This window comes from Paraburkholderia flava, from assembly GCF_004359985.1.
Taxonomy (GTDB): Bacteria; Pseudomonadota; Gammaproteobacteria; order Burkholderiales; family Burkholderiaceae; genus Paraburkholderia; species Paraburkholderia flava.
This window is the reverse complement of the sequence record NZ_SMRO01000002.1, coordinates 1068423-1092894: the sequence shown is the minus strand read 5'-3', so window position 1 is coordinate 1092894 and position 24472 is coordinate 1068423. Positions and strand designations below refer to the sequence as shown.

Here is a 24472-nt window from a genome sequence, read left to right as displayed (position 1 = left end):
TCCAGACGTGTCGAACGCAGTGAACACACAACGCCGCCGCTTGTTGAGCAGTGCATCCGCGCTGGCGGGACTTAGCTTGCTAGACCTGGCGGGGATGGCCCACGCAAGCGCAGCGACGCCGGCCGTTTCGCCGCAACGAACGACTCCATCGACCACGCTCGGTCCGATCCGCCAGATCGACGCAGGCAGACTGAACATCGGTTATGTCGACACAGGCCCCGCCGATGGACCGGTTGCGATCCTGCTACATGGCTGGCCTCACGACATCCACAGTTTCACCGACGTGGCGCCGATCCTGTCGGCTGCGGGCTATCGTGTGATCGTGCCGTATCTCAGGGGTTATGGCTCGACGCGCATCCTCTCCGCGGACACGCCGCGCAACGGACAGCAGTCCGTCTTCGCGGTCGACGTCATTGCGCTGATGGATGCGCTGAAGATCGACAAAGCCGTACTCGCCGGCTTCGACTGGGGCGGACGAGCCGCCAACATCATCGCAGCGGTATGGCCGGAGCGCTGTCGTGCGCTGGTGTCGGCCAGCGGCTATCTGATCGGCAGCCAGGAAGCGAACCGGAAACCGCTGCCGCCGCAGATCGAACTGCAGGCATGGTTTCAGTACTACTTCGCAACGGAGCGCGGCGCCATCGGTTACGCGGAGCATCGCGACGAATTCAACAAACTGATCTGGCAGCACGCGTCGCCACAGTTCAGGTTCGACGACGCCACGTTTCTGCGCACAGCCCGCGCGTTCGACAATCCGGACCACGTCGCCGTCGTCATCGATAACTATCGCTGGCGATTGGGACTCACTCATGGCGAAGCGCAATACGACGATCTGGAAAGACGGCTCGCGCAGGCGCCGAAGATTTCCGTCCCGACGATCACGATGGAAGGCGACGCAAACGGCGCGCCGCATCAGCCGCCCGCCGCGTACGCGAAACAGTTCATCGGCAAGTATCAGCATCGCGATATCAGCGGCGGCATCGGTCATAACTTACCGCAGGAAGCGCCTGACGCATTTGCCGATGCCGTGCTGCAAGTCGTGAAGCTGTGACCGCCAGGCGTGCTGCTTGAGATTTGCGTGAGTCGGTCGCCCCGCCCATGCATTGCAATGGGCGGGCTCAATGTGCGTCAATGCGCATCCGGCGGCGGCGCCGCATTGGCGACCGGCTGCGTGAAAAACGCACCGATAAGTCCCACGCAGAAACACAACGCGACAGCAAGAAACGCGTCCGCGAACGTCAGCGTGAGTGCCTCCCGCATCAACAGCGCATGCAACTCGGTTAAGCCTGCGCTCGCAGCGTTCAGCGTATCGCCCGCCGCTTCGGAAATGCGCGCGCTCTGGCTCTGCAAAAACGCGCCGACCACAGGACGTCCGATGCTCGCGTGTTCCGCCAGCCGTTCATAGTGAAAGTTCAGACGATCGTTGAGCATCGTGCTCGCGACCGCAATACCGATCGCGCCGCCGAGATTGCGCATCAGATTGAACAGCCCGCTCGCCGATCTCAGCCGCGAAGGCGGCAGTGAACTGAGCGCCATGATGACAATCGGCGGAATGGCGAGTTGCTGACCGAAGCCTCGCAGCGCCTGCGGAAGCAGTAGCTGCTGCCAGCCCCAATCGCTCGTCAGCGGCGCGTAGAGATAGCAGCCGAGGCCGAACATCGTCAGCCCGATGAGCAACAGGTAGCGCATGTTCATGTATCGCGCGAACACCGTGTAGGCAATCATGCCAAGCAACTGGAAACATCCGACCGACAGCAGCGCCTCGCCCGTCTCGAGCGAATCGAAGCCCCGCACCCGCGCGAGAAAAACCGGCGTCAGATAAACCGTGCAGAAAATCCCGATGCCGATGATGAACGACAACACGCTGCATATGCCGAAGTTGCGTACCGCGAGTGCGCGCAGGTCGATGATCGGATCGTCGGCCGTCAGCGCGTGCACGATAAACAGGAAGCCGCACAGAACGGACGCCCACGTGCACAGCAGGATGACCTCGTCGCTGAGCCAGTTCTTGCGCGGCCCTTCTTCGAGCACGTATTCGAGGCAGCCCAGACACACCGACATCAACGCTATGCCGACGTAATCGCCCTTCTTCAGCAGCGACGGGTTTGCGTGATCGAAGTTGACGAAACGCGGCACGAACAGCGTAACGATGATGCCCGGCACGACGTTCAGATAAAACAGCCAGTGCCACGACCACTCGGCCGTGACCCAGCCGCCGATCACCGGGCCGATCGTCGGCGCGAGCGTCGACAGTGCGCCGATGGTCGTGGCCGCGATGAGGCGCTGCTTCGGCGGAAAGATCACGAAGACGGTCGTGTAGACGGTCGGGATCATCGCCGCCCCCATCGCGCCTTGCAGGCCGCGAAACAGGATCATCGAATCGATGTCCCATGCGAGCCCGCACAGCATGCTGGTGATCGTGAAGCCGAGCGCGGAAAAGGCGAACACCCAGCGCGTCGAAAACACTCGCGTGAGCCAGCCCGACATCGGAATGACGATGATTTCCGCGATCAGATAAGCCGTCTGGACCCACGACAGTTCGTCCTGGCTCGCAGAGAGTCCGCCGCCGATATCGCGCAACGACGACGCGACGATCTGGATGTCGAGCGTCGCCATGAAGAAGCCGAGACACATGATGCCGAACGCGACGAGCTTCGTGCGCGTCGGCAGATCCATCGGATTCGGCAATGGAGTAGCAGAAGTAGTCATGCTGGCTAGTCGTCGGTCAGATCGAACAGTTCGCTCCGGAGCGCTTTCATGCGCCGGCTTCCAAAGCGTTCTTCGAACTCGGCTTGTGCTCTAGTCCAGTGAGGGCGCGCTTCTTTCAGACGTGTAGCCCCCGCGTTTGTCAGTGCGATGGTCAGCTCGCGTCCCCCACCCTTCCTGCTTTCGACAAGACCATCGCGCTGAATTGGCCGGATCGCACGCACGATGCTCGTGCGATCCATGACCATCGCCATCGAGAGCTGCTGCATCGACAGGTCGCCATGCATGTCCAGGCGATTGAGGATCGAGTACTGCGTCGTCGTCAGGCCGACGTGTGCAAGGTGCTGACTGTAGATCTGCGAGATAAAGCGCGAGGCCTGGCGCAGCGCAAAGCAATCGTCATCGAGCATCGTTTCCATGAGTCGGGCACCTCAAAAAGTGCGTATGCACGTTGTTTGTCGAAAATAAGCGTGCATACGCACGCTTTATGCTAAAAAAAACGGACCGCTAGCGTTCGATCGAACGCCGGGGGTCGCCGGTCGGGGTTTCGTGTGTGATGGTGAACAGTTCGCGACGAAGCGCTGTCGTGCGCGCCTTGCCGAACTTGCGTTCGACTTCATCGTGTGCGTCGCGCCATGCCTTTTTCGCCTGCTCGTACGCGTGTTTCCCACGCTCCGTCAGCGTGAGGAGATGGACTCTCGCGTCCGCTTTGTCGAGCTGCGATTCGATCAGGCCGTCTCGTTCCAGCGGTTTCAACGCACGCGAAACCGTGGTCCGGTCCATCACCATTTCGGTTGCCAGCATCGCAATCCTGACTTCGGACTGACTGGCGAGCTTGCCGAGAATAGTGAACTGGGCGGCCGTCACGCCAGCCGACTGGAGATGCCGGTCATACAGCTGCGTCATGTACCGCGCCGCCTGACGCATGGCGAAGCAGTGACATTCATCGTGACGGAGTGAACGGTTCATTCGCGCAGTGTATCGATGTATATGCACACACGCAAGATATTTGGGGCGATGAGTTATCAGTAATTTAGATAGGTTAGTGACGCCTGCGGAGGCCAGGTTCACACATTTCGTTGCCCCATAGTCGCCAGCACACGCACGCCCTCTTCCCAATCGCCGAGTCCGCTGTCCGCATTGATATGCCCGCGCGGTCCGATCTCGAACCACTCGCTGCCCCACGCGTTCGCGCACTGGCGCGCGAACGGCAGTCCGCAATAGGGATCGTCAGAACTCGCGACCACGGTGCTGCGAAACGGCAGCTTCGTGAGCGGCACCGGTACGAAGCCGCCGATCTCCTGCGGGAACTGCGGGTCGGTCGAGTCGGGCAGCGCGACAAGCAACGCGCCCGCGATCTTCGCGAGCGCATCGGGCGTCGCATACTGCGCGGCCCAGAATGCGACCGTCAGACAGCCGAGGCTATGCGCAGCGAACAGCACCGGCTTCGACGCAGCGGCGACGCTTGCATCGAGCGTGCGGCACCACGCGTCGCGCTGCGGATGGTGCCAGTCCGTCATCGGCACGCGCTCGCATTGCGGGTAAGCCGCTTCCCAGCGCGTCTGCCAGTGTCCTTCGAGTGAATTTTGATAGCCCGGCAGGACCAGTACGGTGTGTTGATCGAACATCGTGGTTTTTCCTGTCGACCGCAGTTGGCGCTTTAGCGCTTACTGCGGTCCCATGTAAGTTAATCGCTGTGGTCTTTACGGAAACACGCGCCCCACCCCCGCCCCGCGCGGATCCGCAGCCGGCTGCGGCTGCGTGCCGTCGACGCGCACCATCTGCACGTCGCCGTTGAACGACTGCCCCTGCAACTCATAGCCTAGCCCGCGCAACTGCTCCGCGAGTTCGCCATCGATCGGATGATACGGCTCCCAGTCAATCGTCTTCGGCGGCAGCAGCTGATGATGGAAGCGCATCGCGGCAAGCGCGTCAGTGGGCGACAGTCCGAAATCGTACAGATCGATGATCACCTGAAAGATCGACGTGAAGATCCGCGAGCCACCCGGCGTGCCGATCACGAGCGCCACCTTGCCGTCTTTCAGCAGAATGGTCGGCGTCATCGACGACAGCGGCCGCCGTCCCGGCGCGATCGTATTCATATCGCCCGCCGTCACGCCCGGCTTCACGACGAAATCGTCCATCGCGTCGTTCAGCAGAAAACCCGCACCGTCGATCACGACCCCCGAACCGAACGCGCCGTTCAGCGTGTACGTGTTCGATACCGCGTTGCCCCATTTGTCGACGACCGAGAAATGAGTGGTTTGCGCCTTCTCGGGCAGTGCATCGCCGAGACCCGGTTTGACCGGCGCGGCGCCCGGCACTTCGTCGGGACTGACTTCGTCGGCGCGTTGCGCGAGGTACGCGTCGTCGATCAGTTTATCGACCGGCACGCGGTACGCATCCGGATCGGCCATGTACTGCTGACGATCGGCGAACACGCGATCCTCGAGCTGCGAAATCAGATGAATGTACGGCGCGGAATTCAGATCGAGCCCGGCGAACGCGGGCTTCAGATAGGCCTTCATTTTCAGCAGCTGGATCAGCGCGACGCCACCCGAACCCGGCGGCGGTGCGGTGACGATCCGGTAGCCGTTCCAGTCGGCCGTCACCGGTTCGCGCCACACCGCATGATATTGCCGCAGATCGTCCTTCGTGATGAGGCCATGGCCGACCATCTGCCGGTCGATCAGATCGGCAGTGCGGCCTTCGTAGAATTCGCGGCCGCCGTCGCTCGCGATGCGTGTGAGCGTCTGCGCAAGTTCCGGCTGGCGGAACGTGCTACCCGCCTTCAGGTCGGCGAAATACGCGTCGAAACTGGTCTTGCCGGCGAAACCCGGCGCGGCGTTGTCGCGACGTTTCTGCAGCCACGGCTCGACGGTGAAGCCGTCGGTCGCGTAATGGATCGCGGGCGCGAGCACCTGCTTCCATTTGAGCTTGCCGAAGCGGCGCTGCGCGGTCCACAGCCCGTCGACCGTGCCCGGCACACCTGCCGCACGCGCACCGACGGCGCTCAGACCCGGCACGACATTGCCCTTGTCGTCGAGATACATGTCACGCGTCGCGCGCTGCGGCGCGCGCTCGCGGTAGTCGAGAAAATACGGTTTGCCGTCGACGAACAACGTCATGAAACCGCCGCCACCGAGATTGCCCGCATCGGGAGACGTGACGGCAAGCGTGAAGGCGATCGCGACGGCGGCATCGACCGCGTTGCCGCCTGCGGCGAAGATCTGCTGCGCGGTGTCCGCGCTGTAGCGGTCGGGCACCGCGACCGCCGATGCATCGAGTACCGCTTGCGGCGGTGCGGTTTTTGCGAGCGCGGGTGTGGGTGCGATGCCGGTGAAGCTCGCGACGAGCGCCGCGACGAAACCGAACGCCATGCGCCAGCGGTGCATCGTGCCTGCCGTGCGTGGCGCACAGGACGCGGAAACTGAAAAAGAACGCGTCGCACGACGCAACCCGTAGAGCGAAAAAGACATCGGCTGAACTCCCTTAACCGAGGGCGTCATCTTGCCGAACAGCCCAACTTCACGCAACACGACGACGGGCCAACACGCCGGCCACGACCAGTGACGACGGTAAAGCCGCTCAATGCCCCGCGCCGATCAACCCACCCGCCGCCGCGCCGACGATCGTCCCGACCGGGCCACCGGTCAGCACATAGCCGAGCGCACCACCGGCGCCGGCGCCAATCGCCGCATGCGCCTGCGAGCGGGACATCGAGCCGCATGCACACAGGCTCGTCAACAGCAACGCGGCGGTTGCGATCTTCAGCGTGGCAGTGACAGGACGGTTCATCATGATTCGGTGCTTCCTCGTAATTTCGTGTGCAGTGGGCCGCCGGATTCAGCAAGACCAGCGGCACCGTCCGCCAAAACACACGCAAAAAGCGCGCAGAAAACGCGGCAACGGTTCGCGACGGCACACTGCGTCGCGACGGACGCATCCTAAGCGGGCCGCGCCCGCGCGGACAAAGCGTTTTACCCGCTGTTACAGCGTGCAACGGCGCTGTTACCACGCAGCAACCACGCGTCGGCCGGGCGCCCGCGCTGCCGCCCCGCAGGCAAAGACTGCCGGCCCTTGACACGTCAGGTAGAATTGACAAATCAACGGGCGCGGTCCGTGCCCCAATCGACTCTCTCCTTCTCGCATGAACAACGAACGCAAAGACGCCGATCGCGGCGACGCGCCGGCGGCGTCCAATTTCATCCGCAACATCATCGACGACGACAACCGCTCCGGAAAGTGGGGCCAACGCGTCGAAACGCGCTTCCCGCCCGAACCGAACGGCTATCTGCACATCGGCCACGCGAAGAGCATCTGCTTGAATTTCGGCATCGCGCGCAACTACGGCGGCGTCTGCCATCTGCGCTTCGACGATACGAATCCGGAAAAAGAGAGCTTCGAATACGTCGACTCGATCGTCGACGCGGTGCGCTGGCTCGGCTTCGAGTGGAAGACCGACAGCACCGACCATCAATACTTCGCGAGCGACTACTACGACCGCCTGTACGAATACGCGGAGCTGCTGATCCAGCGCGGCAAGGCGTATGTGGACAGTCAGTCCGCCGAAGAGATGCGCACGAACCGCGGCTCGGCGACCGAGCCGGGCGTGCCGTCGCGGTTCCGCAGCCGCACGCCGGAAGAAAACCTCGACCTGTTCCGCCGGATGAAAGCCGGCGAGTTCAAGGAAGGCGAGCACGTGCTGCGCGCGAAGATCGACATGGCATCGCCGAACTTCAACATGCGTGACCCGGTGATCTACCGGATCCGCTTCGCGCATCACTACCGTACGGGCGACACCTGGTGCGTGTACCCGATGTACGACTACACGCATTGCATTTCGGATGCGCTCGAAGGCATCACGCACTCGCTGTGCACGCTCGAATTCGAGGATCACCGGCCGCTGTACGACTGGATCCTGAACGAACTCGCCGAAGCGGGCATCTTCACGCGACCGCTGCCGCAACAGATCGAATTCTCGCGGCTGAACCTCACGTACGCGATCACCAGCAAGCGCAAGCTGCTGCAACTGGTGACCGAAGGCCACGTCGACGGCTGGGACGATCCGCGCATGCCGACCATCGTCGGGTTGCGCCGCCGCGGCTTCACGCCGGGCAGCATCCAGCTGCTGTGCGATCGCATCGGCGTGACGAAGGTCGATTCGTGGATCGACATGAGCGTGTTCGAAGGCGCGCTACGCGACGATCTCGACGACAAGGCGCCGCGCGCCGCCGCCGTGATCGATCCGCTGAAGCTGATCATCGACAACTTCCCCGAAGGCACGACCGAGCCGTGCAGCGCGCCGGTGCATCCGCATCATCCGGAGCGCGGCACGCGGGCGTTCGAGATTTCGCGCGAACTGTGGATCGAACGCGACGACTTCAACGAGACGCCGCCGAAGGGTTTCTTCCGGCTGTTCCCCGGTAACAAGGTGCGGTTGCGCTACGGCTACGTGGTCGAATGCACAGGCGTCGACAAGGATGCGGACGGCAACGTCACTGCCGTGCACTGCAATTACTTCCCGGACAGCAAGTCGGGCACCGAAGGCGCGAATAACTACAAGGTGAAGGGCAACATCCACTGGCTGTCCGCATCGGATGCGGTGCCGGCCGAAGTGCGCCTGTACGACCGCCTGTTCCGCGAAGCACAACCGGACGCGGGCGGCCGCGATTTCCTCGAAGCGCTAAATCCGGATTCGAAGCGGATCGTCAGCGCATGGGTCGAGCCCAGCGTGCGCGATGCCGAACCCGAAGCACGCTATCAGTTCGAGCGGCACGGCTACTTCGTCGCGGATCGCTACGACACGAAACCGGGCAAACCGGTGTTCAACCGCATCGTCGGGCTGCGCGACAGCTGGGGCAAGCCGGCCTGACGGAATGCAGAGCGAGAGGTTGCAGTGAGGTTGCAATAGCATCGCGCGGCGCGGCCGGGTTTGCCGCACCGCGCGATGTTTGAATCAGGCCGTTTGAGGTTGCGTCACGAAGGCGCATTGCCGCAGCACGCTACGAGAAAAAAATGCGCGGTCACCGCGCGGAGAAGAAAACCATGAGACCTGCAGTCCGATGCCGGCTGGCCGCGCTGTTCGCGACAGCGTGCGTTGCATCGACTGCGCCTGCCGCTGATCTCACCGGCACGCTGAAGAAAATCCACGACGAAAACACGATCGTCCTCGGTGTGCGCGACAGCTCATTTCCGTTCTCGTACTCCGACGGCCAGCGCACGGTCGGTTACTCGCAGACCATCGCGCTCGCGATCGCCGACGAAGTCAAACGCACACTTAATCTGCCTACGCTGAAGGTGCGCGAGGTCACGGTCACGTCGACGAACCGGCTGCCGATGCTGCTCAACAGCCAGATCGACATCGAATGCGGATCGACCGCGCACACTCGCGAGCGCGAGAGCCAGGCGGCGTTTTCGAACAGCTTCTTCGTGTACGCGGTGCGACTGATCGCGCGACGCGATGCAGGCATCGCAGACTTCAACGATCTCGCGAACAAGACCGTCACGACGACAGCGGGCACAACCATCGAGCGACGGCTGCGTCAGTTGAACAGCGACCGGCAGTTGCACATGCGCATCGTCAGCGCGCGGGACCATCGCGAGGCGTTCGCGATGGTGCAGGCGTCGCGCGCGGCTGCGTTCGTGATGGACGAGCCGCTGCTATACGGCTTCAAGGCGAGCGATCCGCATCCGGATGACTATGTCGTCACCGGGACGCCGCTCGGCGACGAGATCTACGCATGCATGTTCCGCAAAAACGACGAGCCGTTCAGGAAGCTCGTGAATAGCGTGATCACGTGGATGCAGACGTCCGGCGAGGCCGAGCATCTGTACGACGTGTGGTTCATGCAGCCGATTCCGCCGAACGGCGTCCGTCTCGGCTTTCCGCTGACGCCGCAGATGCGCGCGTTGTTTGCGCATCCGAACGATACGCCGATCGATTGAAGCGCTGACGACGTAACAGGCGAGCCCGCATCACAACGTCCGATGCAACTCCGCCAGCGACAGCGTCGTCTCGAACAGACGCGAGAGACTGCGGCTCGCGTACTGCGCGATTTCATCGAGCGTGACCCAACGCCACGCGTCCATTTCGGGGATCATCACGCCATCGGAGCGACGCGGAAACAGCGACGTGCATACGCACGACGACAGATCGAGTTCGTCTTCGCGTGCGCGGGCCGCGAACAGATGCAGGTCCTTGTCGCGCCGGTAGACGAAGCGGCCGAGATCTTTCAGACGATCTGCCGCGAGCACGATACCGGTCTCTTCGACCAGTTCGCGCAGCGCCGCGACGTGCGGCGTTTCGCCCTCTTCGCCCTGCCCCTTCGGAATGTCCCAGTGCGTGGTTTCGGTCGCGTGCGCGAGCAGCAGACGACCGTCGGGATCGAGCAGCACGATGCCGCACGAGACGGTGCGCGATGTCATCGGCGGCACTCCGGCGCAGCGGAGTAACGCATGCATTCGACAACAACGCGCGAGACGTGCGGGGAAATCATCAACTGTTCCGGTGGTCGCAAAAGCGGGCCGGTCAGGATATCACGCTGTTTTTAGCGCAGCGCGCGGTCCGATCAGCGCACCGACACCTTATATCCATCCGTCAACGTCCCCAGAAACGCGACCACGTCCTTGATCTCCGCCTCATCGAGCGACGGTGCATCACCGCGCTTGCGATCGAACGGCGGATCGGTGTTCAGATTGGTCCAGTAACGCTTCGGCAGATCGTCGAACTTCTGCACGACGCCCTTCGACACCGGATAGAACTTCTCCGGATTCGTGTCGCGCTCCGCGTAGAAGCGCACGACTTCGTCGAGCGAACTGTAGATGCCGTTATGGAAGAAGCGCTTTTTCAGTGCGACGTTGCGCAGCGTCGGTGTGCGGAAGATGCCGCAGAATTCGTCGCGGCCCTTCAGATCCTGACGCTCCGGTCCGCATGCACCGAGATCGTAATAGTGCGGGTCGTGATTCACCTTGAGCGCGCGGTTACGCGGCACGCCGATCGCGATCAAGCCGAAGTCGCTGAACTGCGGCGGCGAACCGTCGCGGGCGCGCTGGCTGAGGTGGCAGCTCGCACAGTTGCCCTTCTTTTCATCTTCGAAGAGCTGCAGGCCGTGCAGTTCGGCGGCACTCAACTGCGTCTTGCCCGCGAGATACGCGTCGTACTTGCTCGTGTACGGATAGAAAATTTCCGGCGACTGCTCGAAGGTTTCGAGTGCCTTCAGCACGGCATCGAACGTCGCGTCGTCGCTGTCGAAGATCTTTGCACCGAACGCATCGCGGAACTCTGCCGCGTACGGCGCCGCCTTCACGGCCGCCGCGACCTTGTGCGGCGTGGTGCCCATCTCGAACGTCGACAGCAGCGGAATGCGCGCCTGATCCGCACCGTGATCGACTCGACCGTCCCACGTCAAACCACCGGTCGGCCCCGCGTCGATGCTCTCGTCGCCCTCGTCTTCCGAGTCGTGAAAGTGCTCGCTGAATGCAGGCACCGACTGCAGGTACTTCAGCGTCGGCACTGCGCGAAAACCGGGCTGACGCATGTCGCTGCCGCCCAGTTGCACCGCCAGCGCGTTCGGCGCAGTGAAGCCGCGCTCGGGGCTGTGGCACGACGCGCACGCGAGCTTGCCCGACCCCGACAGCGACGGATCGAAGAACAGCTGCTTGCCGACCGCGGTCATCTTGCGAACCGCTGCGTACACCTCGGCGCGCGACTGGCCACCGGCCGGCGCATCCGTCTTCGCCGCAGGCGCAGACGCAGACCCAGGCACAGAAGCCGCGCTCACGCCCGATGCTCCCGATGCACCCACCGCCCCAGCCCCCGGCTCGCGCGCATCGCACGCCACCAGCGCCACCATCATCAACGGCACCAGCGACACGCCCATCGCCGCCGCACCGATTCGAATCCCCGTCAGACCACGCCGCATAGATAGCACATTCTTGTGTTGATCAACCGAGCGAGCGTATGTCACCGATATGTCTACCAAATGACATACACCCTACGGCCTACCAACCATCCCTGAACGTCGCGCGATGCGAATCCAAGCAGATTGAACGGAAATCTTAAGCGTCCAGTAATGAATTACATCGTTCTGTCAAAAACCGCTGCGAGACTTCGGTCGCAGGTTGACCTTCGGCCGAGAGCCTCGGGCAACCCTGTCCCCAACGCGAGAGAGACAAACCGATGAACAAGAAACTGATCTGCGCGACGCCCATCGCGATCGCGGCAGCACTCGTGCTGTCCGGCTGCGGCGGCGACGACGTGACGAGCAAACCGCAACTCGGCGCCGTGCAAAACGTCGTCGTGATCTATGCGGAGAACCGCAGCTTCGACAACCTGTACGGCAATTTCCCCGGTGCGAATGGATTGCAGAACGTCGCCGCCGCGAGCACACGCCAGCTCGATCGGGACGGCTCGGTGCTCGCGACGTTGCCGCAGGTGTGGAACGGCCTCACGCAGACCGGCGTCACGCCCGCCATCACCCAGGCGATGACCGCGAACCTGCCGAACGCCCCGTTCGCCATCGACGATCCGAACGGCTTCAACGCGCCGGCCAGCGCAACGACGCGCGACCTGTACCACCGCTTCTACGAAAACCAGATGCAGATCGACGGCGGCAAGAACGACAGGTTCGCTGCGTTCGCGGATTCGGGCGGCCTCGTGATGGGTCACTACACGATGAACGCCGACAAGCTGCCGCTGTGGAAAATCGCGCAGCAGTACACGCTCGCGGACAACTTCTTCATGGGTGCGTTCGGCGGCTCGTTCCTGAACCACCAGTGGCTGATCTGCGCGTGCACGCCGACCTATCCGAACGCGGACAAGAGCCCGGCATCCGGCTCGATCTCGTCGGTGAATACGGACGGCGTGTCGCTGACGCTCGCGGCCAACTCGCCTGCGTCGTCGCTGTCGGGCCCGCCGAAGTTCGTCAACTCCGGCAACCTCACGCCCGACTTCTTCGCGGTCAATACGATGCAGCCGGCGTATCAGCCGAGCGGCAACAAGGCGGCCTCGGGCGGCGACGCGAACCTCGCCGATCCGTCCGCCGCGACGACGCTGCCACCGCAGACGCAGCAGAACATCGGCGACCTGCTGAACAGCGCGGGCGTGTCATGGGCATGGTACGGCGGTGCGTGGGGCGCGGCGGTGCAGGCGGCGCAGAACGGCACGTCGGGTGTGATCTACGGTGCGAATCTGACTGCGCCGAACTTCCAGCCGCATCACCAGCCGTTCAACTTCTTCGCGAACCTCGCGCCGGGTTCGACGAATCGCTCGCAGCATCTGCTCGACGGTGGTCTTGCAGGTTCGGAGTTCATCAAGGCAATCGATGCGGGCACGCTGCCGGCCGTGTCGTTCTACAAGCCGCAGGGCAACCTGAACGAGCACGCGGGCTACACCGACGTGACGTCGGGCGACCAGCATATCGTCGACGTCATCACGCATCTGCAGAACAGCCCGCAGTGGAAGAACATGGTCGTGATCGTCACGTACGACGAGAACGGCGGCTTCTGGGATCACGTCGCGCCGCCGAAGGGTGATCGCTGGGGTCCGGGCACGCGGATTCCGGCGCTGATCGTGTCGCCGTACGCGAAGAAGGGTTTCGTCGATCACACGCAATACGACACGACGTCGATCCTGCGTTTCATCACGGCGCGCTACAAGCTGCCCGCGCTGGCAGGTCTCACGGCTCGCGACAGCGCGCTGAAGGCGAACGGCAATCCGGCAATGGGCGACCTGACCAACGCGCTTGACATCGCGCACTGAGGTACTTCTCCCCCGTACTTCTCTCCGTTAAGCAGCAGCCGCGCTTTATGCGGGGTCTTTGCAGGGCAGCCTCGGCTGCCCTTTTTTATGTGAATTTGTAGACGACTAAAAAGCAAATGAATGGGTGCCGGCGGACTGTCTCTCATATCCACGCAACGCCTCTGCGACTAAGCGACAGAGTATGTGCGACAGCCCTACGCCTGCCGTCGTGCGGCGGCTCCCGGCCAGCAACGGCCGGTCGACACCGGTGTTCAAATCGTCAACAATCAGCTATCAAACGTCCATCCGGAGACTTGGCAGATGTCGGACATAACCCTACGCCCTGCTACAAAACACGACTGGGACTTCGTAGCATTCGTCACTGAAGCGTGCATGCGCGACTATGTCGAGCAAACCTGGGGACAATGGCGAGCAGACAGTCCTGAGGACTTTGATGCAAACCTACATCAGATCGTCCAGTGCGATGGCCACGACATTGGATGCATCGCATTGGTCAATGAACCTGCGGTCTTGGTCGTGAAGACCCTCTACATTCTGCCAAGTCATCAGAATCGCGGCATTGGTGCGGTTTTGATGCAGCAGATCATCGATCACGCAGGTGCGAGCAAAAAGCCAATTCAACTACGCCTCCTTCGTGTGAATCCCGCAAGACGTTTCTACGAGCGGCATGGCTTTGTTGTGACTCATTCTACGGATGAGCGGCACTTCATGGCTCGTCCGTCCAGTTGACGTCGTCTGGCATCGACTACACGATTTACGCTAGCGGAGAAAGGGCCCTGTCAGTTTCAGAATTCGGCCGCAACCGGTCAGTGGACGGGGCCGTTGAAACCGTCAACGACTTGACCTGCATTGCCTCAACATAAGGATATTTGGATGGGCGAATTTCCTCCCAGCATCTAATTGACCTTGACATGTAAGACGCTACTGCCGGTCGGGGACATTTGAAGCGAATTTTTCATCTGGGTAGCATCACGCGGCAATGGGGGCGTTCGGTATGGATTGGAAACTAGCGCAGTCGGTTGCTGACGATTTTGTCAGGCAGATGCAGTCTGGCGACGGGCCAGGTTGCGGCGTCATGCTGTTCGACGAGACACAAACTCGCGCTGAAGCGTTCGGTGGTTTCGCCAACCTCGAGCATCGCATTCCATTCTCAGCGCAAAGTGTCGTCAGACTCGCATCGGTCACGAAACACGTTGTTGCCGGCCTCGCGCTGAAATGCGTCGATCTGGGCATCCTCAATCTGGACGAATGTCTGAGTGCGCATCTTCCGCAACTCTCTGGCAAGCAGCGTGCGGTGTCTGTGCGAGGAGCGCTAGACATGACCGGCGGCCTGCCGGATATGATCGACTCTGCATGGCTGCTAGGCATCCCGCGCACTGCGTTGCTGGATCGCGAGCGCGTACTTGCGTTTCTCGCTGCAATCCAGGATTTGAATTTCAATCCGGGCGATGAATTCTCTTATTCGAACGCGGGATACCGGTTGGTGGAGGCAGCGATCGAAGCCCAAGGCATCGCCCTCGAAGCTGGAATCAGGGATCACCTCTTCGAACCGCTCGGCGTGTATGCCGCCATGCCGCGCGATCAGGCCGATGTCGTGCCGCGTCTCGCAACGGGGTACTGGTGGGGGTCAAACGGCTGGCGTCACGGTATCTCGGGGATGCCGTATTGCGGTGCCGACGGACTGGCAGCAAGCGCTGAACAGTTTGTCGTCTGGTTGAAAGCACTTCTTGCCGGTCGCGGCCCCGCTCGCGGTCTGATGGACCGCCTGGCGGCCTCTGCGACATTGTCCAACGGACGCGAGACGGGCGTAGGCCTAGGTCTAGCGAATAGCCATATTGCGGGATATGCCTTCCACGGCTTTGTCGGCGGCCTACCGGGATATCGGTCGGCATTCCTGCTGTCACCGGCTTTGAAGCTCGGCGCGTTCGCGGTTGCAAACCGGGAAGATGCCGATGTTGGGGGGGCAATCGCTTCGGTGATTTCAGCGCTGCTGGGTGCGCAAACGGACGAGCTGCCGCCGGCCGCCGCATTGCCGGATGGCATGTTCGTCACAGCGGATGGCCCCGACTGGCTGGAGATCAAACGGGGCTACGCGACGTTCCTCGGCGCACAAAGTTTTCTGCATCCGGTAGGCAACGGACAGTTCGATAGCCGAGCATTCTATTCGCCCATGCGGCTCCGACAGGACGGCGACGATATTGTTGGCGAGGTGGGGCATCGCTTCCGGCGCTTCCAGCTGAGTTCGGCATCCCCAACGCCCAGCCACAATTGGGCCGGCGAATGGCGTCTTCGGGCGCACGGCGGGATGATCAGAATCGACGTCGAAAATAACGAAGCGCGAATTGCGATCGGCTCTGGTCCTGCGACCGACAGCTTGGTCCTCACCCCTCTCGACGAGTGCCGCGCACTATTTGAACGTGCCGAAGGACCGCGACGGCAGCGCGTCAGTCTGAGCTTCAGCCCAGATGGTCGGTCCGTCTTGCTCGCGACGCAACGTAGTCGAGTGCTGCGATTCGAGCGTAGCTGAATCTCTGTTTGTCAACGTCGGCCTGTCCGACTCGCCTTTTCTATGTCCGCTTTCGAGAGAGTCGAAGGGCTGGAGCGGGTCGGGTATTGCCAATCGCAGCAGAAACAATGCTACAACTTCGGCGCGGACGTCGGTCGGTCGCGAGAACTTTGACGCCCCCCTGACAATCGTGGCGCGGCTACACATAGGTCCGTGATTTTTGACGTGCGTCTTCGCGATATTCATGGCGCCCTACGGATCCGATCAGAGAAACAGCAACACCCCGTTCAATTCCGCTTCATCGCGCGCACGCGCGAACCAGCGCTGCGCAACCGGCACCGCATACAACCTCGGCGCACCGAACCTCGGCCAGAAGTGGCACAGCCCCGGCACGATCACCTGCACGACCGGCAGGCCGATGTCGGGCCGCGTCTTGTCGACGACGAGCACGTCGAGTCCCGCCGACGCAATCTGTCCGTTGGTGTACGCGATCGCATCGTCGAGCGAGCCCTCGCCTGCGCGCGGCCATGCGGGCGCGCTGGTCTCGCCGACGCCTTCCGCCGGGTACAGGAAGCGCGTCGACGACAGCCGCGCGTGATCCCACGGCGGCGGTCCATTCGCCGACACGTCGAGCAGTTGATTCACTTCGGTCAGCGCGCGCTGCACCGCGATCCGGTAGTCGGGATGACAGCCGAAGCCGATCGAAAAACGCTGCGTGTCCGGCTGCTCGGCGAGCGCGACGATCGTCGGGATGTTCAGGTCGTGTGTGATATCGAGCGCCCATAGACGCCAGCCCATCGAGCGGTATTCGGCTTGCAGCGCGTCGAAATACGGATCGGCAAAGCTCGCGAGATCGACGCCCGGTCGTTCGATCTGGTTGTACCACCAGATCGCAGCGGCATCGCGCTCCACCAGTTCGAGCAGCCCCTGCAGGATCGCTTCCTCGATACGCGAGCCGGCCGCGCTGCCGTTCGGATTGTGGATGCAGTACTGCGGATCGCCACGCTCGGGCACATCGGCGTAACAGTAATCGAGCGGCACCCAGTGACGTCGCCCCGATGCAAGCGACCACGCAGGCGTCCAGTCGATCGAGCGATCCAGCGCGAAGCGCGGCGGCACCTGTTTGCGGACGTCGTCGGTGCGCGCGTTGATCGTATCGCGTTGCTCGAACTGCGCGTCGCTGAACTGCTGCAACGCGTTCACGTGAATCGCACCGTCGTCGGCGAGTTCGATGAAGCTCGCGCGCGTCACCGCTTCGTCGCCCTGATATTCTCCGCTGAAACGCTCGAGCGTTTCGCACAACGCGCTGACGCGTGCCTGTTCGTCGGTGCGGCCCTTGCCCGAGCAGATCCTGTCGAAGCGGTTAGTGCGCGGCACCGCACCCGGACACGTCAGATAGCCCGCGACATAAACCTTGCGGAGCCCCGCATGACGTCCGGGCATCGGATGCAGATAGGCGATCGCGCCACTCACGGGCGAGATCAGATGTTGATAGCGCTGGAAGGTCTGCTGCGGATCGGCGCTTCGATAACCGCCGTCGGCGTGTGCTGTCGACTGAGCGGGCAGCAGAACAGGCCTGCGTTCCGCCTGCTCGCGCATCCAGTGCGGATTGCCGCAACGCGGACACTGCGGCCGACGCACCACGCGATGCGACGTCGTCGCCAACGTATCGAGTCGCAGCGCGATCAGATGCGAACGCGCCTGCAGCAGGCGGTCGTCACTCACCGCCAGGCGTTCGACGAACGCGGCCACGAGCGCGGCGACCGCACCAAGCCCGGCACGCGAATGCGCGGGCGGCAGACGTGTCGCATCAGCTGAATGATGGCGACCGAGCAACGCTTCGACCGGCCGGTTGCGCGTAGTCCAGTAGCGCACGCATTCGATACAGGGAGCGTCTTCCGCAGGCGCGGCGAACAGCGGACCAATCGTCGGCTGCACGCCTTCCTGCACGACCGTCAGCACGGTGTCACCACGCGCCGCGATGCGCGCGACGGCTTCGATCAATTCGGGCCGGTCGTATGAATCGCTCACCGCGATCGTGAACGGCGCGTTATCGTCGACAACGATGCCGCTGTCCGACAGCGCGTGCATCAGCGGTTCCGCAGGCGTACCGAATGCAACGACGCTCACGCGCAGTTGCCCGACGCGCGCGATTGCATCATCGCCGTCGACACCGGTGCGCTCGAAAAACCCGCGACTCAAATCGCGTTCATCGGGTTCATCGACACGCACACAACCCTTCTGCACGAACCGGTCGAGTGCACCCAGCACCTGCCATTCGGAAAACACCGGCGCGAGTGCAGCAAAAATCTGCGCGATCGTCATCCGCTCGCGCACGCACGCGGCGACCTGCACGTACACCGCGCCCGACAGCATCGTGCGCGCGAATTCATCGACGATGAACAGCGTGTCCGGCCCTGCGTCGAGTACCAGCAGATGCGGCTTGAAACGCAGCGTGCGCGTGAAATCGTCGAGCATGAATAGAGGCGGCGTGCAGATAAAAACAGCGAATAAAACAGCGAGCCCGGCGCGGAGTACATCTGGCGCCGGGCGCGAAGAACACAGGCCGACGTGCAGTTCACACGTCAGACAAACCCATCAGCAGCAAGTGAACAGATAGCTCGGCCCTGCATCGTTATAAACCGACAGCGCCACCGCTTCTTCATCGCTCGGCAGCGGCCGAACCGGCACGCCGAACGTCATCACGTTCTGCGGCAGTGTCCAGCGTTGCGCGGCTGCGTCCCAGCCGAAGTTCGGACCGACTTCCGTCACCGTCAGATCGAGCAGCCACGGGCATTGATAATCGAAGTAGCGGCCGAGCGCGTCGAACGGATTCGCGAGCAGCGCCTGCTTGAATTCCGCATCTTTCCATGAGAGCGCGATTGCGCGCAGGTACACCTCCTGAAACTCCAGCATCGAGTCCAGCGAGGGAACGTTGTTGTTCAGTGCCATGTGAGCCTCACTCTTCGCAGCTAAGGATGTTGATGTGCTTCGCGTTGTACGCCGCGAGCGCGATCGCGTACTGGTCCTGCTGCTCCGGTGCGGGCGGCAGCATCAGTTGGAGCGCATTGTTCTCTTTCGTGATCCAGCCGCCGTTGGTCGGCGGCGACCACGTTGCACTGTCGGCATGCACTTTCAGCGCGAGATTCAGCGGATAGTGATAGCCGAAGCGTTCCTGCAGCGCGGCTTTCGGATGGGCGATCAACTGCTCGAGAAACGCCGGGTCGTGCCATGCCGCCGCGATCGCCTGAACGATCACGGCGCGGTACTCGAGAAATTCGTCGTAGGTCGGGAAACTGCCAAGCTCACTCAGATCACTCATCGATGCTCTCCGATAGGAGGGGTTGAACGGTGTACTGCAATCGTCGCAGTTCATCCTGCGCTTTCTGGCTGACGCGAACCATCGCCGCCGGTCCCGCGAGGGACAGCGCGCGACGGTATAGCGCAATGGCTTCGGCCTGGTCGCTGCCGTCGTCCGCATCCGGCAGATAGCGGACTTTCTTCAGCAGCAGTTCGGCTTCGTAATAACGTTCGTCGAGTGTGTCGCACAGCGCGAGACACGCATCGATACCGGCTAGCGCAGCCGCGCGGTCGCCGTGCATCGCGTCGATCTCCGCGACCAGCGACGCGTAGTACGTGAGTCCCAGCTGGCAGCCCGAGCGACGCAGCGCGTCGACGTGCGCGACGGCCGCGTCGCGGTCGCCGTCGCACCATGCATGGACGATCGCCGCGTAGCGCTCGACTGCGTTCAGCCCGTAGATGCGCGACAGCCGCAGGATCGTGCCCGACGTCACGCGTGCGCCTTCGCGGTCGCCTGCGCATTGCTGCATTCTCGCGAGGTACATCAGCGTGACGCCGAGCGTCGGCAGATGATCGCCGCAGGTCGCGCTGTAGACCGCTTCGCGTGCCTTCTCCAGTGCCGCGTCCGCGCCGTCTTCCATCACCCACATCACGCTCGCGAGCGCGGCCATCGACCACGCGCGAATGTCGAGTCCGAACATCCGCGAGTGGCCGCCGTCGCGCCGCACGTCGTAGCGATCGAGTGCGGTCTGCAGCGCGATGCGCGCACGCGCGTAATGCCCGTCGATCCACAGGCTCATCCCATGCATCGCGTGCGCGGCGACGCCGATGCTGTCGTCGCCGCATGTATCCGCGAGGTCGAGCAGTTGCCCGGCAATATGGCGCACCGCTGCGCGATCGCTCGCGACATGGTGGTAGGTCGCGAGCGTCCACAGTGCGCTCGCGGCGAGGCGCGCGTCGCCGAGTCCGCCGGGACCGTCGACACGATGAAGCAACCGCTCCGCATGTACGCGCACCTCCGGATCGGCCCAGCCGAAGCGGGCCATCCGTGCATGCGTAAGCGTGAGATCGGCGCGTGCCGCGTCCTGTTCGCGGTCCGCGTGACGGCAGTGCTCGAGCCACGTGCGTACCGCTTCCGCGTAGCGGATCGCATCGTCGTGCAGCGCGCGTTCGAGCGCGCGACGCGCCGCCTGCAGACCGTGCTGCACGGCATCGGCATGCAGGCTCGCCGAGGCGAAATGATCGGCGATCCGCGCGGCGTCGCCGGCTTCCGCGACGAGTGCCCGCGCGACGCGCTCGTGATTGCCGCGACAGAGTTTCGCGGGCATCGATCCATACGCGGCGTCGCGAATCAACGCGTGACGGAATGCATACGACACCCCGCCCAACCGATGCCGCGCGTAGACGACCCGCGCTTCGAGCAGCCGCCGCAGATGCTCGTCGAGCACCGCCGCATCGTGCGGCGACGCAGCCGCCAGCAGTTGCGCGTCCACTTCGAGACCGATCGTCGCGGCAAGCTGCGCGGTATCGCGCGCGCCGTCGACACGTTCGAACGACAGCTCCAGCATGTCGCGCAGACTGCCCGGCAACGGGTAATGCGCGGACGATGCGACGCTCGCCAGCGGACGACCCGGCTCCGTTGTCGCGCCGCTCGCCACCAGCTCACGGATGATCTCCTCGGCGAACAGCGGAATGCCGGCCGTACGCTGCGCCAGAAAATCGAGCGAGGCAGGATCGACGTCGTCGTGTGCGAACAGCGCAGCGATCAACTGTCGCGCATCGTCGCGCGACAGTCGACGCAGCATCAGCCGCGTCGCGACGCCACGCCAGCGCGCGAGATTCTCGGGACGAGACGTAAGCACGACCCAGACCGGCGTGGTGTCGGGATGACGGCGCAACGTGTCGAGAAAGTCGACGGTCGCGCGATCGATCCACTGCACGTCCTCGATCGCCAGCAGCACCGGCGCCCCGCCGCCGATCGACGCCAGCAGCTGACGCAGCACGTCGAACAGCATCTGCTGCTGACGCGCGCCCGACCAGCGCAGCGCGGCCGCATTCGCCCTACCGCTGCTGTCGATGCCGAGCCACGCGGCCAGCGTCGCGCGCGCCGCTGCATGATCGCAGTCTAGCGGCGCGAGCATCCGGTCGAGCACGGCGAGCGCGGCATCGGGCGATCCGTCGGTATCGATCTGCCAGTGCGACTCGACAAAACGCAGCACCGGAAACAGCGCGTGATTCATCTGCTCGGGCAGGCACGTGCAACTCGCGAACGCATGACGTTCCGTGCGCACCGCTTCGCACAGTTCATGCACGAGACGCGACTTGCCGATGCCGGCTTCGCCGACGACCAGCCGTGCATCGGGACGTTTGTTCGCTGTGCCTGTCAACTGCGCTTCGACAAACGCGTGCCAGTCGCGAATCAACGTGCCGCGCTCGCGATCGCGACCGATCATCGGCACGCTCGCGCCGTGATCGAGCGAATCGAACTGCACGTGTTCGTGACGTTCGCCGAGCAGCGCATGGACCGGCCGCGGCGACGCGCCCGCAGTGGCGAACTGCAACGACGTCGGCGCGTAATCGACGTAGCGTTCGAGCGAGCGGCGCGCATCGTCGCTCAGCAGGATCTGTCCGGGTTGCGCGTGGCGCAGTAGCCGCACTGCTTCGCCGGTCATCGCACCCACCGGTCGCGCCGACGTCTGCGACAACAGCGTGCCGACGTGCAGCGTCGCGGCGATCTCGACGTGCCACTGCGGTACAGGTTGCACACTGTCGTCCGCATCGGATTGTGGCGCGGACGCGGCGCTTGCCGTGCGCACGATGTCGAACGCGGCACGCGCCGCGCGACGTGCGGCGCGATCGATCCCGTCCGGATAGCCGAAGTAGAACAGCAGCGTGTCGCCGAGCGTGCCTGCCACCTGGCCACCGTAGCGGACCGCGATGTCGGTGCAACGCGTCAGCCATTGCGCTTCGTACGCGTCGAGCGCGTCGGGAGTCGCGGCATCCGCCGTGCTATCGACCGCGCCCGTGATCGTGACGCTGCAACACAACGCGGTGACCTGTCTGCGCTCGCCGCTTTGCGTGGCGGCAGCGACTGCATCCGGTGTGCTGAAACGCGCGGACGTCGCAGCACCCGACGACAGATTGCGCCGCGACGGTTTGTAGTCGAACTCGCCGACCAGCGCCGGAAAATGAATCTCGCGAAACCGCTCGAGCAGTTCGGTCGCCGATCCGGCGCGTTGCCGTGGATCCTTGTTCAGCGCAAGACGCAACACCGTACCGAGCGGATGCGCTGCGATCGCCGGCGGCAGCGCGACGTCGACCGGACTCAACTGCTGGTAGAGAATTTCCGCGATGCTCGCGCCCTGCATCACCGCGTGGCCGGTCAGACATTCGATGACCATCAGCCCCCACGCGTACAGATCGCTCGCGAGGGTCGGCGTTTCGTTGCGCAACTGCTCGGGCGCGCAGTATTGCGGCGTGCCGAGCACGTCGTTCATCTGCGTCAGCGTGTGCTCGTCGACGCGCCGCACGTCGGGCAGCAGGACGCCAATGCCGAAGTCGAGAATTTTCGCGTGCGGCACGCCGTCGATCGTCGTGACCATCACGTTGCTCGGCTTCAGATCGCGATGCACGACGCCCGCACGATGCGCGCTCGCGAGGCCGTCGAGCACCTGCGCCATCAGCAGCCCGGTCGTGACCGCCGGCAATGCGCCGTCGGCGCGCAGCAGATCGCGCAGCGTGTGTCCCGGCACGAACTCGAAAACAGCGAACAGGTTGCCGTCAGGCGTCTCGCCGCGATCGAGCAGCGCGACGACGTTTGGATGATGCAGCCGCTCGCACAACAGCATCTCGCGCTCGAAGCGCGCACGCAGACGTCGGCGTGCTTCGTCGGGTTGCGTCGCGTCTTCGCGCAGCAGCTTAACCGCGACGGTCTGCCCGGTCTCGATGCAGACCGCTCGATAGATCGACCCGCTCGCGCCTTCGCCGAGCAGTGCACCGGGTTGATAGCGATGAGCGCGCGGATCGCCGGGCAGACGCATGCCCGTGAGAACAGACAACGTCGATACGGGCGCGACCGAAGCAGAAACCGATGAAGACACCGCCGTCACGATCTCGCTCAGCCGATGTGCAACGACGACCGCGTGACCGCCGGGACCGGCCGGTACAGCGTGTAATCGACCTGCGCGGCCGGCGCAGACTGGCATTCGAGCATCTCGCCGCGAAACACGCGAAACCCTGTCGAGCCGAATCGCACGCTGCCGCGCCGGCGCTCGACCAGTTGTCCGCTACCCGGCGACAGCAATGCACCGATCTGCGCGCGCGCCCGATGGATCTGCACGTTCACGTGCGACACGTCGTTGCCGAGCATCCGTGCGAGCACTTCGAGATCGATCCAGCCTTGCGACGCTGCGTCATAACCGGCCCGCGCATCCGTGAAACGCAGCCGCGCGAGCGTCACGATGCAGTAGTGATGCGCGCGTTCGCCGAGATCGGTCATCCCGCCGCGCGTATGCAGCACCGCGCGGACATGTTCCTCGTCGCGGCTTACAGTGAAGTCGATCTGCTGCAAGCGTTCGGACAGGTCGGACGGTTCGGGCATCGCGAGCGTCGAATGACGTCCGTATGCGAGTACGAGACGCCATGCGAGCGGCCCCGACACGACTTCGTCGCCGTCGCGCAGCACGCGCATCGTCGGCATGTCGTCGCATAGCCAGTCGCCGTCGGCGGAGCGCACGACGGTGACGGCCGGCGTCGTATCGCCGGGCAGCACGTGTGCAGTGTCGAGAAGAATCGGTCCGGCGGGAGCGCGCAGCGGCCACAGCATGTCGGCGGGGTCTCCCAGTTCGCCGACCCGCCAGTGCATCGCGCTCGCCTTGCTGAAGTGAATCAGATCGCCCTGCTGCAGCACCACGCGCTCGCCGTCACGCACGAGGGTGCCGGACACCAGCGTGCCGTTGCTGCTGTGATCGTGTAATTCCCAGCGCCCGCCTGCCCAGCGGATGTGCGCATGCATTCTGGATACGTACGGATCTGCAATCACTGTGTCGCAGCGTCCGCCGTCCCGTCCGAATACGTGATGCGCACGTAGCAGACAGGATTCCCCCGTAAAGCTGTTTTCAAGTGTCGCCATTGCCACACCTTCTTAAATTCGTTCTTTACCGGCTTACATCATTGCCAGTGAAGCAACCGATCCGGCG

At 63.4% G+C, this 24472-nt stretch carries 19 protein-coding genes; 6 read left to right on the top strand and 13 right to left on the bottom strand.

What is annotated here, in order from left to right; translation table 11 throughout:
- Positions 1 to 7 precede the first annotated feature (7 nt).
- On the top strand, positions 8 to 1051 hold the full coding sequence (locus E1748_RS16310; protein WP_133648224.1) for an alpha/beta fold hydrolase: 1044 nt from the start codon (positions 8 to 10) through the stop codon (positions 1049 to 1051).
- Positions 1052 to 1128: 77 nt separating this feature from the next.
- Here E1748_RS16310 and E1748_RS16305 read toward each other — a convergent pair whose 3' ends face one another.
- The 6 genes from E1748_RS16305 to E1748_RS16280 form a co-directional block, all read right to left on the bottom strand.
- Complete coding sequence (locus E1748_RS16305; protein ID WP_133648223.1) at positions 1129 to 2709, bottom strand: DHA2 family efflux MFS transporter permease subunit; 1581 nt, start codon at positions 2707 to 2709, stop codon at positions 1129 to 1131.
- 5 nt (positions 2710 to 2714) lie between these two features.
- Positions 2715 to 3125, bottom strand: a complete 411-nt coding sequence (locus E1748_RS16300; protein ID WP_133648222.1) for a MarR family winged helix-turn-helix transcriptional regulator — start codon at positions 3123 to 3125, stop codon at positions 2715 to 2717.
- Between the two features lie 88 nt (positions 3126 to 3213).
- Positions 3214 to 3675 carry a MarR family winged helix-turn-helix transcriptional regulator gene (locus E1748_RS16295; protein ID WP_133649395.1) on the bottom strand — a complete coding sequence of 154 codons (462 nt, stop codon included), beginning with the start codon at positions 3673 to 3675 and terminating at the stop codon, positions 3214 to 3216.
- A gap of 98 nt (positions 3676 to 3773) precedes the next feature.
- Positions 3774 to 4334 (bottom strand): RBBP9/YdeN family alpha/beta hydrolase, encoded by a 561-nt coding sequence (locus tag E1748_RS16290; protein ID WP_133648221.1) that lies wholly within the window; start codon positions 4332 to 4334, stop codon positions 3774 to 3776.
- Positions 4335 to 4409: 75 nt separating this feature from the next.
- Positions 4410 to 6086 carry a gamma-glutamyltransferase gene (gene ggt, locus E1748_RS16285; protein ID WP_420819339.1) on the bottom strand — a complete coding sequence of 559 codons (1677 nt, stop codon included), beginning with the start codon at positions 6084 to 6086 and terminating at the stop codon, positions 4410 to 4412.
- 208 nt (positions 6087 to 6294) lie between these two features.
- A complete protein-coding gene (locus E1748_RS16280; protein ID WP_133649394.1) occupies positions 6295 to 6504 on the bottom strand; it encodes an ornithine carbamoyltransferase in 210 nt (69 codons plus the stop codon).
- A gap of 352 nt (positions 6505 to 6856) precedes the next feature.
- Between E1748_RS16280 and E1748_RS16275 the strand changes: the two genes are divergently transcribed.
- Together E1748_RS16275 and E1748_RS16270 are read left to right on the top strand one after the other, a co-directional pair.
- The gene (locus E1748_RS16275; RefSeq protein WP_133648219.1) at positions 6857 to 8581 is read left to right on the top strand and encodes a glutamine--tRNA ligase/YqeY domain fusion protein; all 1725 of its coding nucleotides are present in this window, start codon (positions 6857 to 6859) and stop codon (positions 8579 to 8581) included.
- Between the two features lie 173 nt (positions 8582 to 8754).
- Entirely contained in the window at positions 8755 to 9654 is a 900-nt protein-coding gene (locus E1748_RS16270) for a transporter substrate-binding domain-containing protein (RefSeq protein WP_133648218.1), read from the top strand.
- 30 nt (positions 9655 to 9684) lie between these two features.
- Here E1748_RS16270 and E1748_RS16265 read toward each other — a convergent pair whose 3' ends face one another.
- Complete coding sequence (locus tag E1748_RS16265) at positions 9685 to 10134, bottom strand: NUDIX hydrolase (RefSeq protein ID WP_133648217.1); 450 nt, start codon at positions 10132 to 10134, stop codon at positions 9685 to 9687.
- 143 nt (positions 10135 to 10277) lie between these two features.
- Positions 10278 to 11630 carry a cytochrome-c peroxidase gene (locus tag E1748_RS16260; RefSeq protein ID WP_133648216.1) on the bottom strand — a complete coding sequence of 451 codons (1353 nt, stop codon included), beginning with the start codon at positions 11628 to 11630 and terminating at the stop codon, positions 10278 to 10280.
- Between the two features lie 257 nt (positions 11631 to 11887).
- Between E1748_RS16260 and E1748_RS16255 the strand changes: the two genes are divergently transcribed.
- The 3 genes from E1748_RS16255 to E1748_RS16245 all read left to right on the top strand — a co-directional run bounded on the left by E1748_RS16255 (position 11888) and on the right by E1748_RS16245 (position 15995).
- The gene (locus E1748_RS16255) at positions 11888 to 13468 is read left to right on the top strand and encodes an acid phosphatase (RefSeq protein WP_133648215.1); all 1581 of its coding nucleotides are present in this window, start codon (positions 11888 to 11890) and stop codon (positions 13466 to 13468) included.
- Positions 13469 to 13651: 183 nt separating this feature from the next.
- Complete coding sequence (locus E1748_RS16250; protein WP_133648214.1) at positions 13652 to 14197, top strand: GNAT family N-acetyltransferase; 546 nt, start codon at positions 13652 to 13654, stop codon at positions 14195 to 14197.
- 265 nt (positions 14198 to 14462) lie between these two features.
- Positions 14463 to 15995: a serine hydrolase domain-containing protein gene (locus tag E1748_RS16245; protein ID WP_166653578.1), complete on the top strand. Its 1533-nt coding sequence runs from the start codon at positions 14463 to 14465 to the stop codon at positions 15993 to 15995.
- Positions 15996 to 16238: 243 nt separating this feature from the next.
- Here E1748_RS16245 and E1748_RS16240 read toward each other — a convergent pair whose 3' ends face one another.
- The 5 genes from E1748_RS16240 to E1748_RS16220 form a co-directional block, all read right to left on the bottom strand.
- Positions 16239 to 18452, bottom strand: coding sequence for a TOMM precursor leader peptide-binding protein (locus tag E1748_RS16240; protein WP_133648212.1), 2214 nt, complete (start codon positions 18450 to 18452; stop codon positions 16239 to 16241).
- A gap of 120 nt (positions 18453 to 18572) precedes the next feature.
- A complete protein-coding gene (locus E1748_RS16235) occupies positions 18573 to 18926 on the bottom strand; it encodes a BMA_0021/BMA_0022 family TOMM bacteriocin (protein ID WP_133648211.1) in 354 nt (117 codons plus the stop codon).
- Positions 18927 to 18933: 7 nt separating this feature from the next.
- Positions 18934 to 19296 (bottom strand): BMA_0021/BMA_0022 family TOMM bacteriocin, encoded by a 363-nt coding sequence (locus tag E1748_RS16230; protein WP_133648210.1) that lies wholly within the window; start codon positions 19294 to 19296, stop codon positions 18934 to 18936.
- Positions 19289 to 23314: a TOMM system kinase/cyclase fusion protein gene (locus tag E1748_RS16225; RefSeq protein WP_133649393.1), complete on the bottom strand. Its 4026-nt coding sequence runs from the start codon at positions 23312 to 23314 to the stop codon at positions 19289 to 19291. The genes E1748_RS16230 and E1748_RS16225 overlap by 8 nt, the downstream gene beginning before the upstream one ends.
- A gap of 77 nt (positions 23315 to 23391) precedes the next feature.
- The gene (locus tag E1748_RS16220) at positions 23392 to 24405 is read right to left on the bottom strand and encodes an FHA domain-containing protein (RefSeq protein ID WP_133648209.1); all 1014 of its coding nucleotides are present in this window, start codon (positions 24403 to 24405) and stop codon (positions 23392 to 23394) included.
- Positions 24406 to 24472: the final 67 nt, after the last annotated feature.

What these genes read in the sequence shown, in the direction of transcription:
- E1748_RS16305 (WP_133648223.1), bottom strand. Translation starts at nt 2,709, where the DNA reads ATGACTACTTCTGCTACTCCATTGCCGAATCCGATGGATCTGCCGACG.
- E1748_RS16300 (WP_133648222.1), bottom strand. Translation starts at nt 3,125, where the DNA reads ATGGAAACGATGCTCGATGACGATTGCTTTGCGCTGCGCCAGGCCTCG.
- E1748_RS16295 (WP_133649395.1), bottom strand. Translation starts at nt 3,675, where the DNA reads ATGAACCGTTCACTCCGTCACGATGAATGTCACTGCTTCGCCATGCGT.
- E1748_RS16290 (WP_133648221.1), bottom strand. Translation starts at nt 4,334, where the DNA reads ATGTTCGATCAACACACCGTACTGGTCCTGCCGGGCTATCAAAATTCA.
- ggt (WP_420819339.1), bottom strand. Translation starts at nt 6,086, where the DNA reads ATGGCGTTCGGTTTCGTCGCGGCGCTCGTCGCGAGCTTCACCGGCATC.
- E1748_RS16280 (WP_133649394.1), bottom strand. Translation starts at nt 6,504, where the DNA reads ATGAACCGTCCTGTCACTGCCACGCTGAAGATCGCAACCGCCGCGTTG.
- E1748_RS16275 (WP_133648219.1), top strand. Translation starts at nt 6,857, where the DNA reads ATGAACAACGAACGCAAAGACGCCGATCGCGGCGACGCGCCGGCGGCG.
- E1748_RS16270 (WP_133648218.1), top strand. Translation starts at nt 8,755, where the DNA reads ATGAGACCTGCAGTCCGATGCCGGCTGGCCGCGCTGTTCGCGACAGCG.
- E1748_RS16265 (WP_133648217.1), bottom strand. Translation starts at nt 10,134, where the DNA reads ATGACATCGCGCACCGTCTCGTGCGGCATCGTGCTGCTCGATCCCGAC.
- E1748_RS16260 (WP_133648216.1), bottom strand. Translation starts at nt 11,630, where the DNA reads ATGCGGCGTGGTCTGACGGGGATTCGAATCGGTGCGGCGGCGATGGGC.
- E1748_RS16255 (WP_133648215.1), top strand. Translation starts at nt 11,888, where the DNA reads ATGAACAAGAAACTGATCTGCGCGACGCCCATCGCGATCGCGGCAGCA.
- E1748_RS16245 (WP_166653578.1), top strand. Translation starts at nt 14,463, where the DNA reads ATGGATTGGAAACTAGCGCAGTCGGTTGCTGACGATTTTGTCAGGCAG.
- E1748_RS16240 (WP_133648212.1), bottom strand. Translation starts at nt 18,452, where the DNA reads ATGCTCGACGATTTCACGCGCACGCTGCGTTTCAAGCCGCATCTGCTG.
- E1748_RS16235 (WP_133648211.1), bottom strand. Translation starts at nt 18,926, where the DNA reads ATGGCACTGAACAACAACGTTCCCTCGCTGGACTCGATGCTGGAGTTT.
- E1748_RS16230 (WP_133648210.1), bottom strand. Translation starts at nt 19,296, where the DNA reads ATGAGTGATCTGAGTGAGCTTGGCAGTTTCCCGACCTACGACGAATTT.
- E1748_RS16225 (WP_133649393.1), bottom strand. Translation starts at nt 23,314, where the DNA reads ATGCGTCTGCCCGGCGATCCGCGCGCTCATCGCTATCAACCCGGTGCA.
- E1748_RS16220 (WP_133648209.1), bottom strand. Translation starts at nt 24,405, where the DNA reads ATGGCGACACTTGAAAACAGCTTTACGGGGGAATCCTGTCTGCTACGT.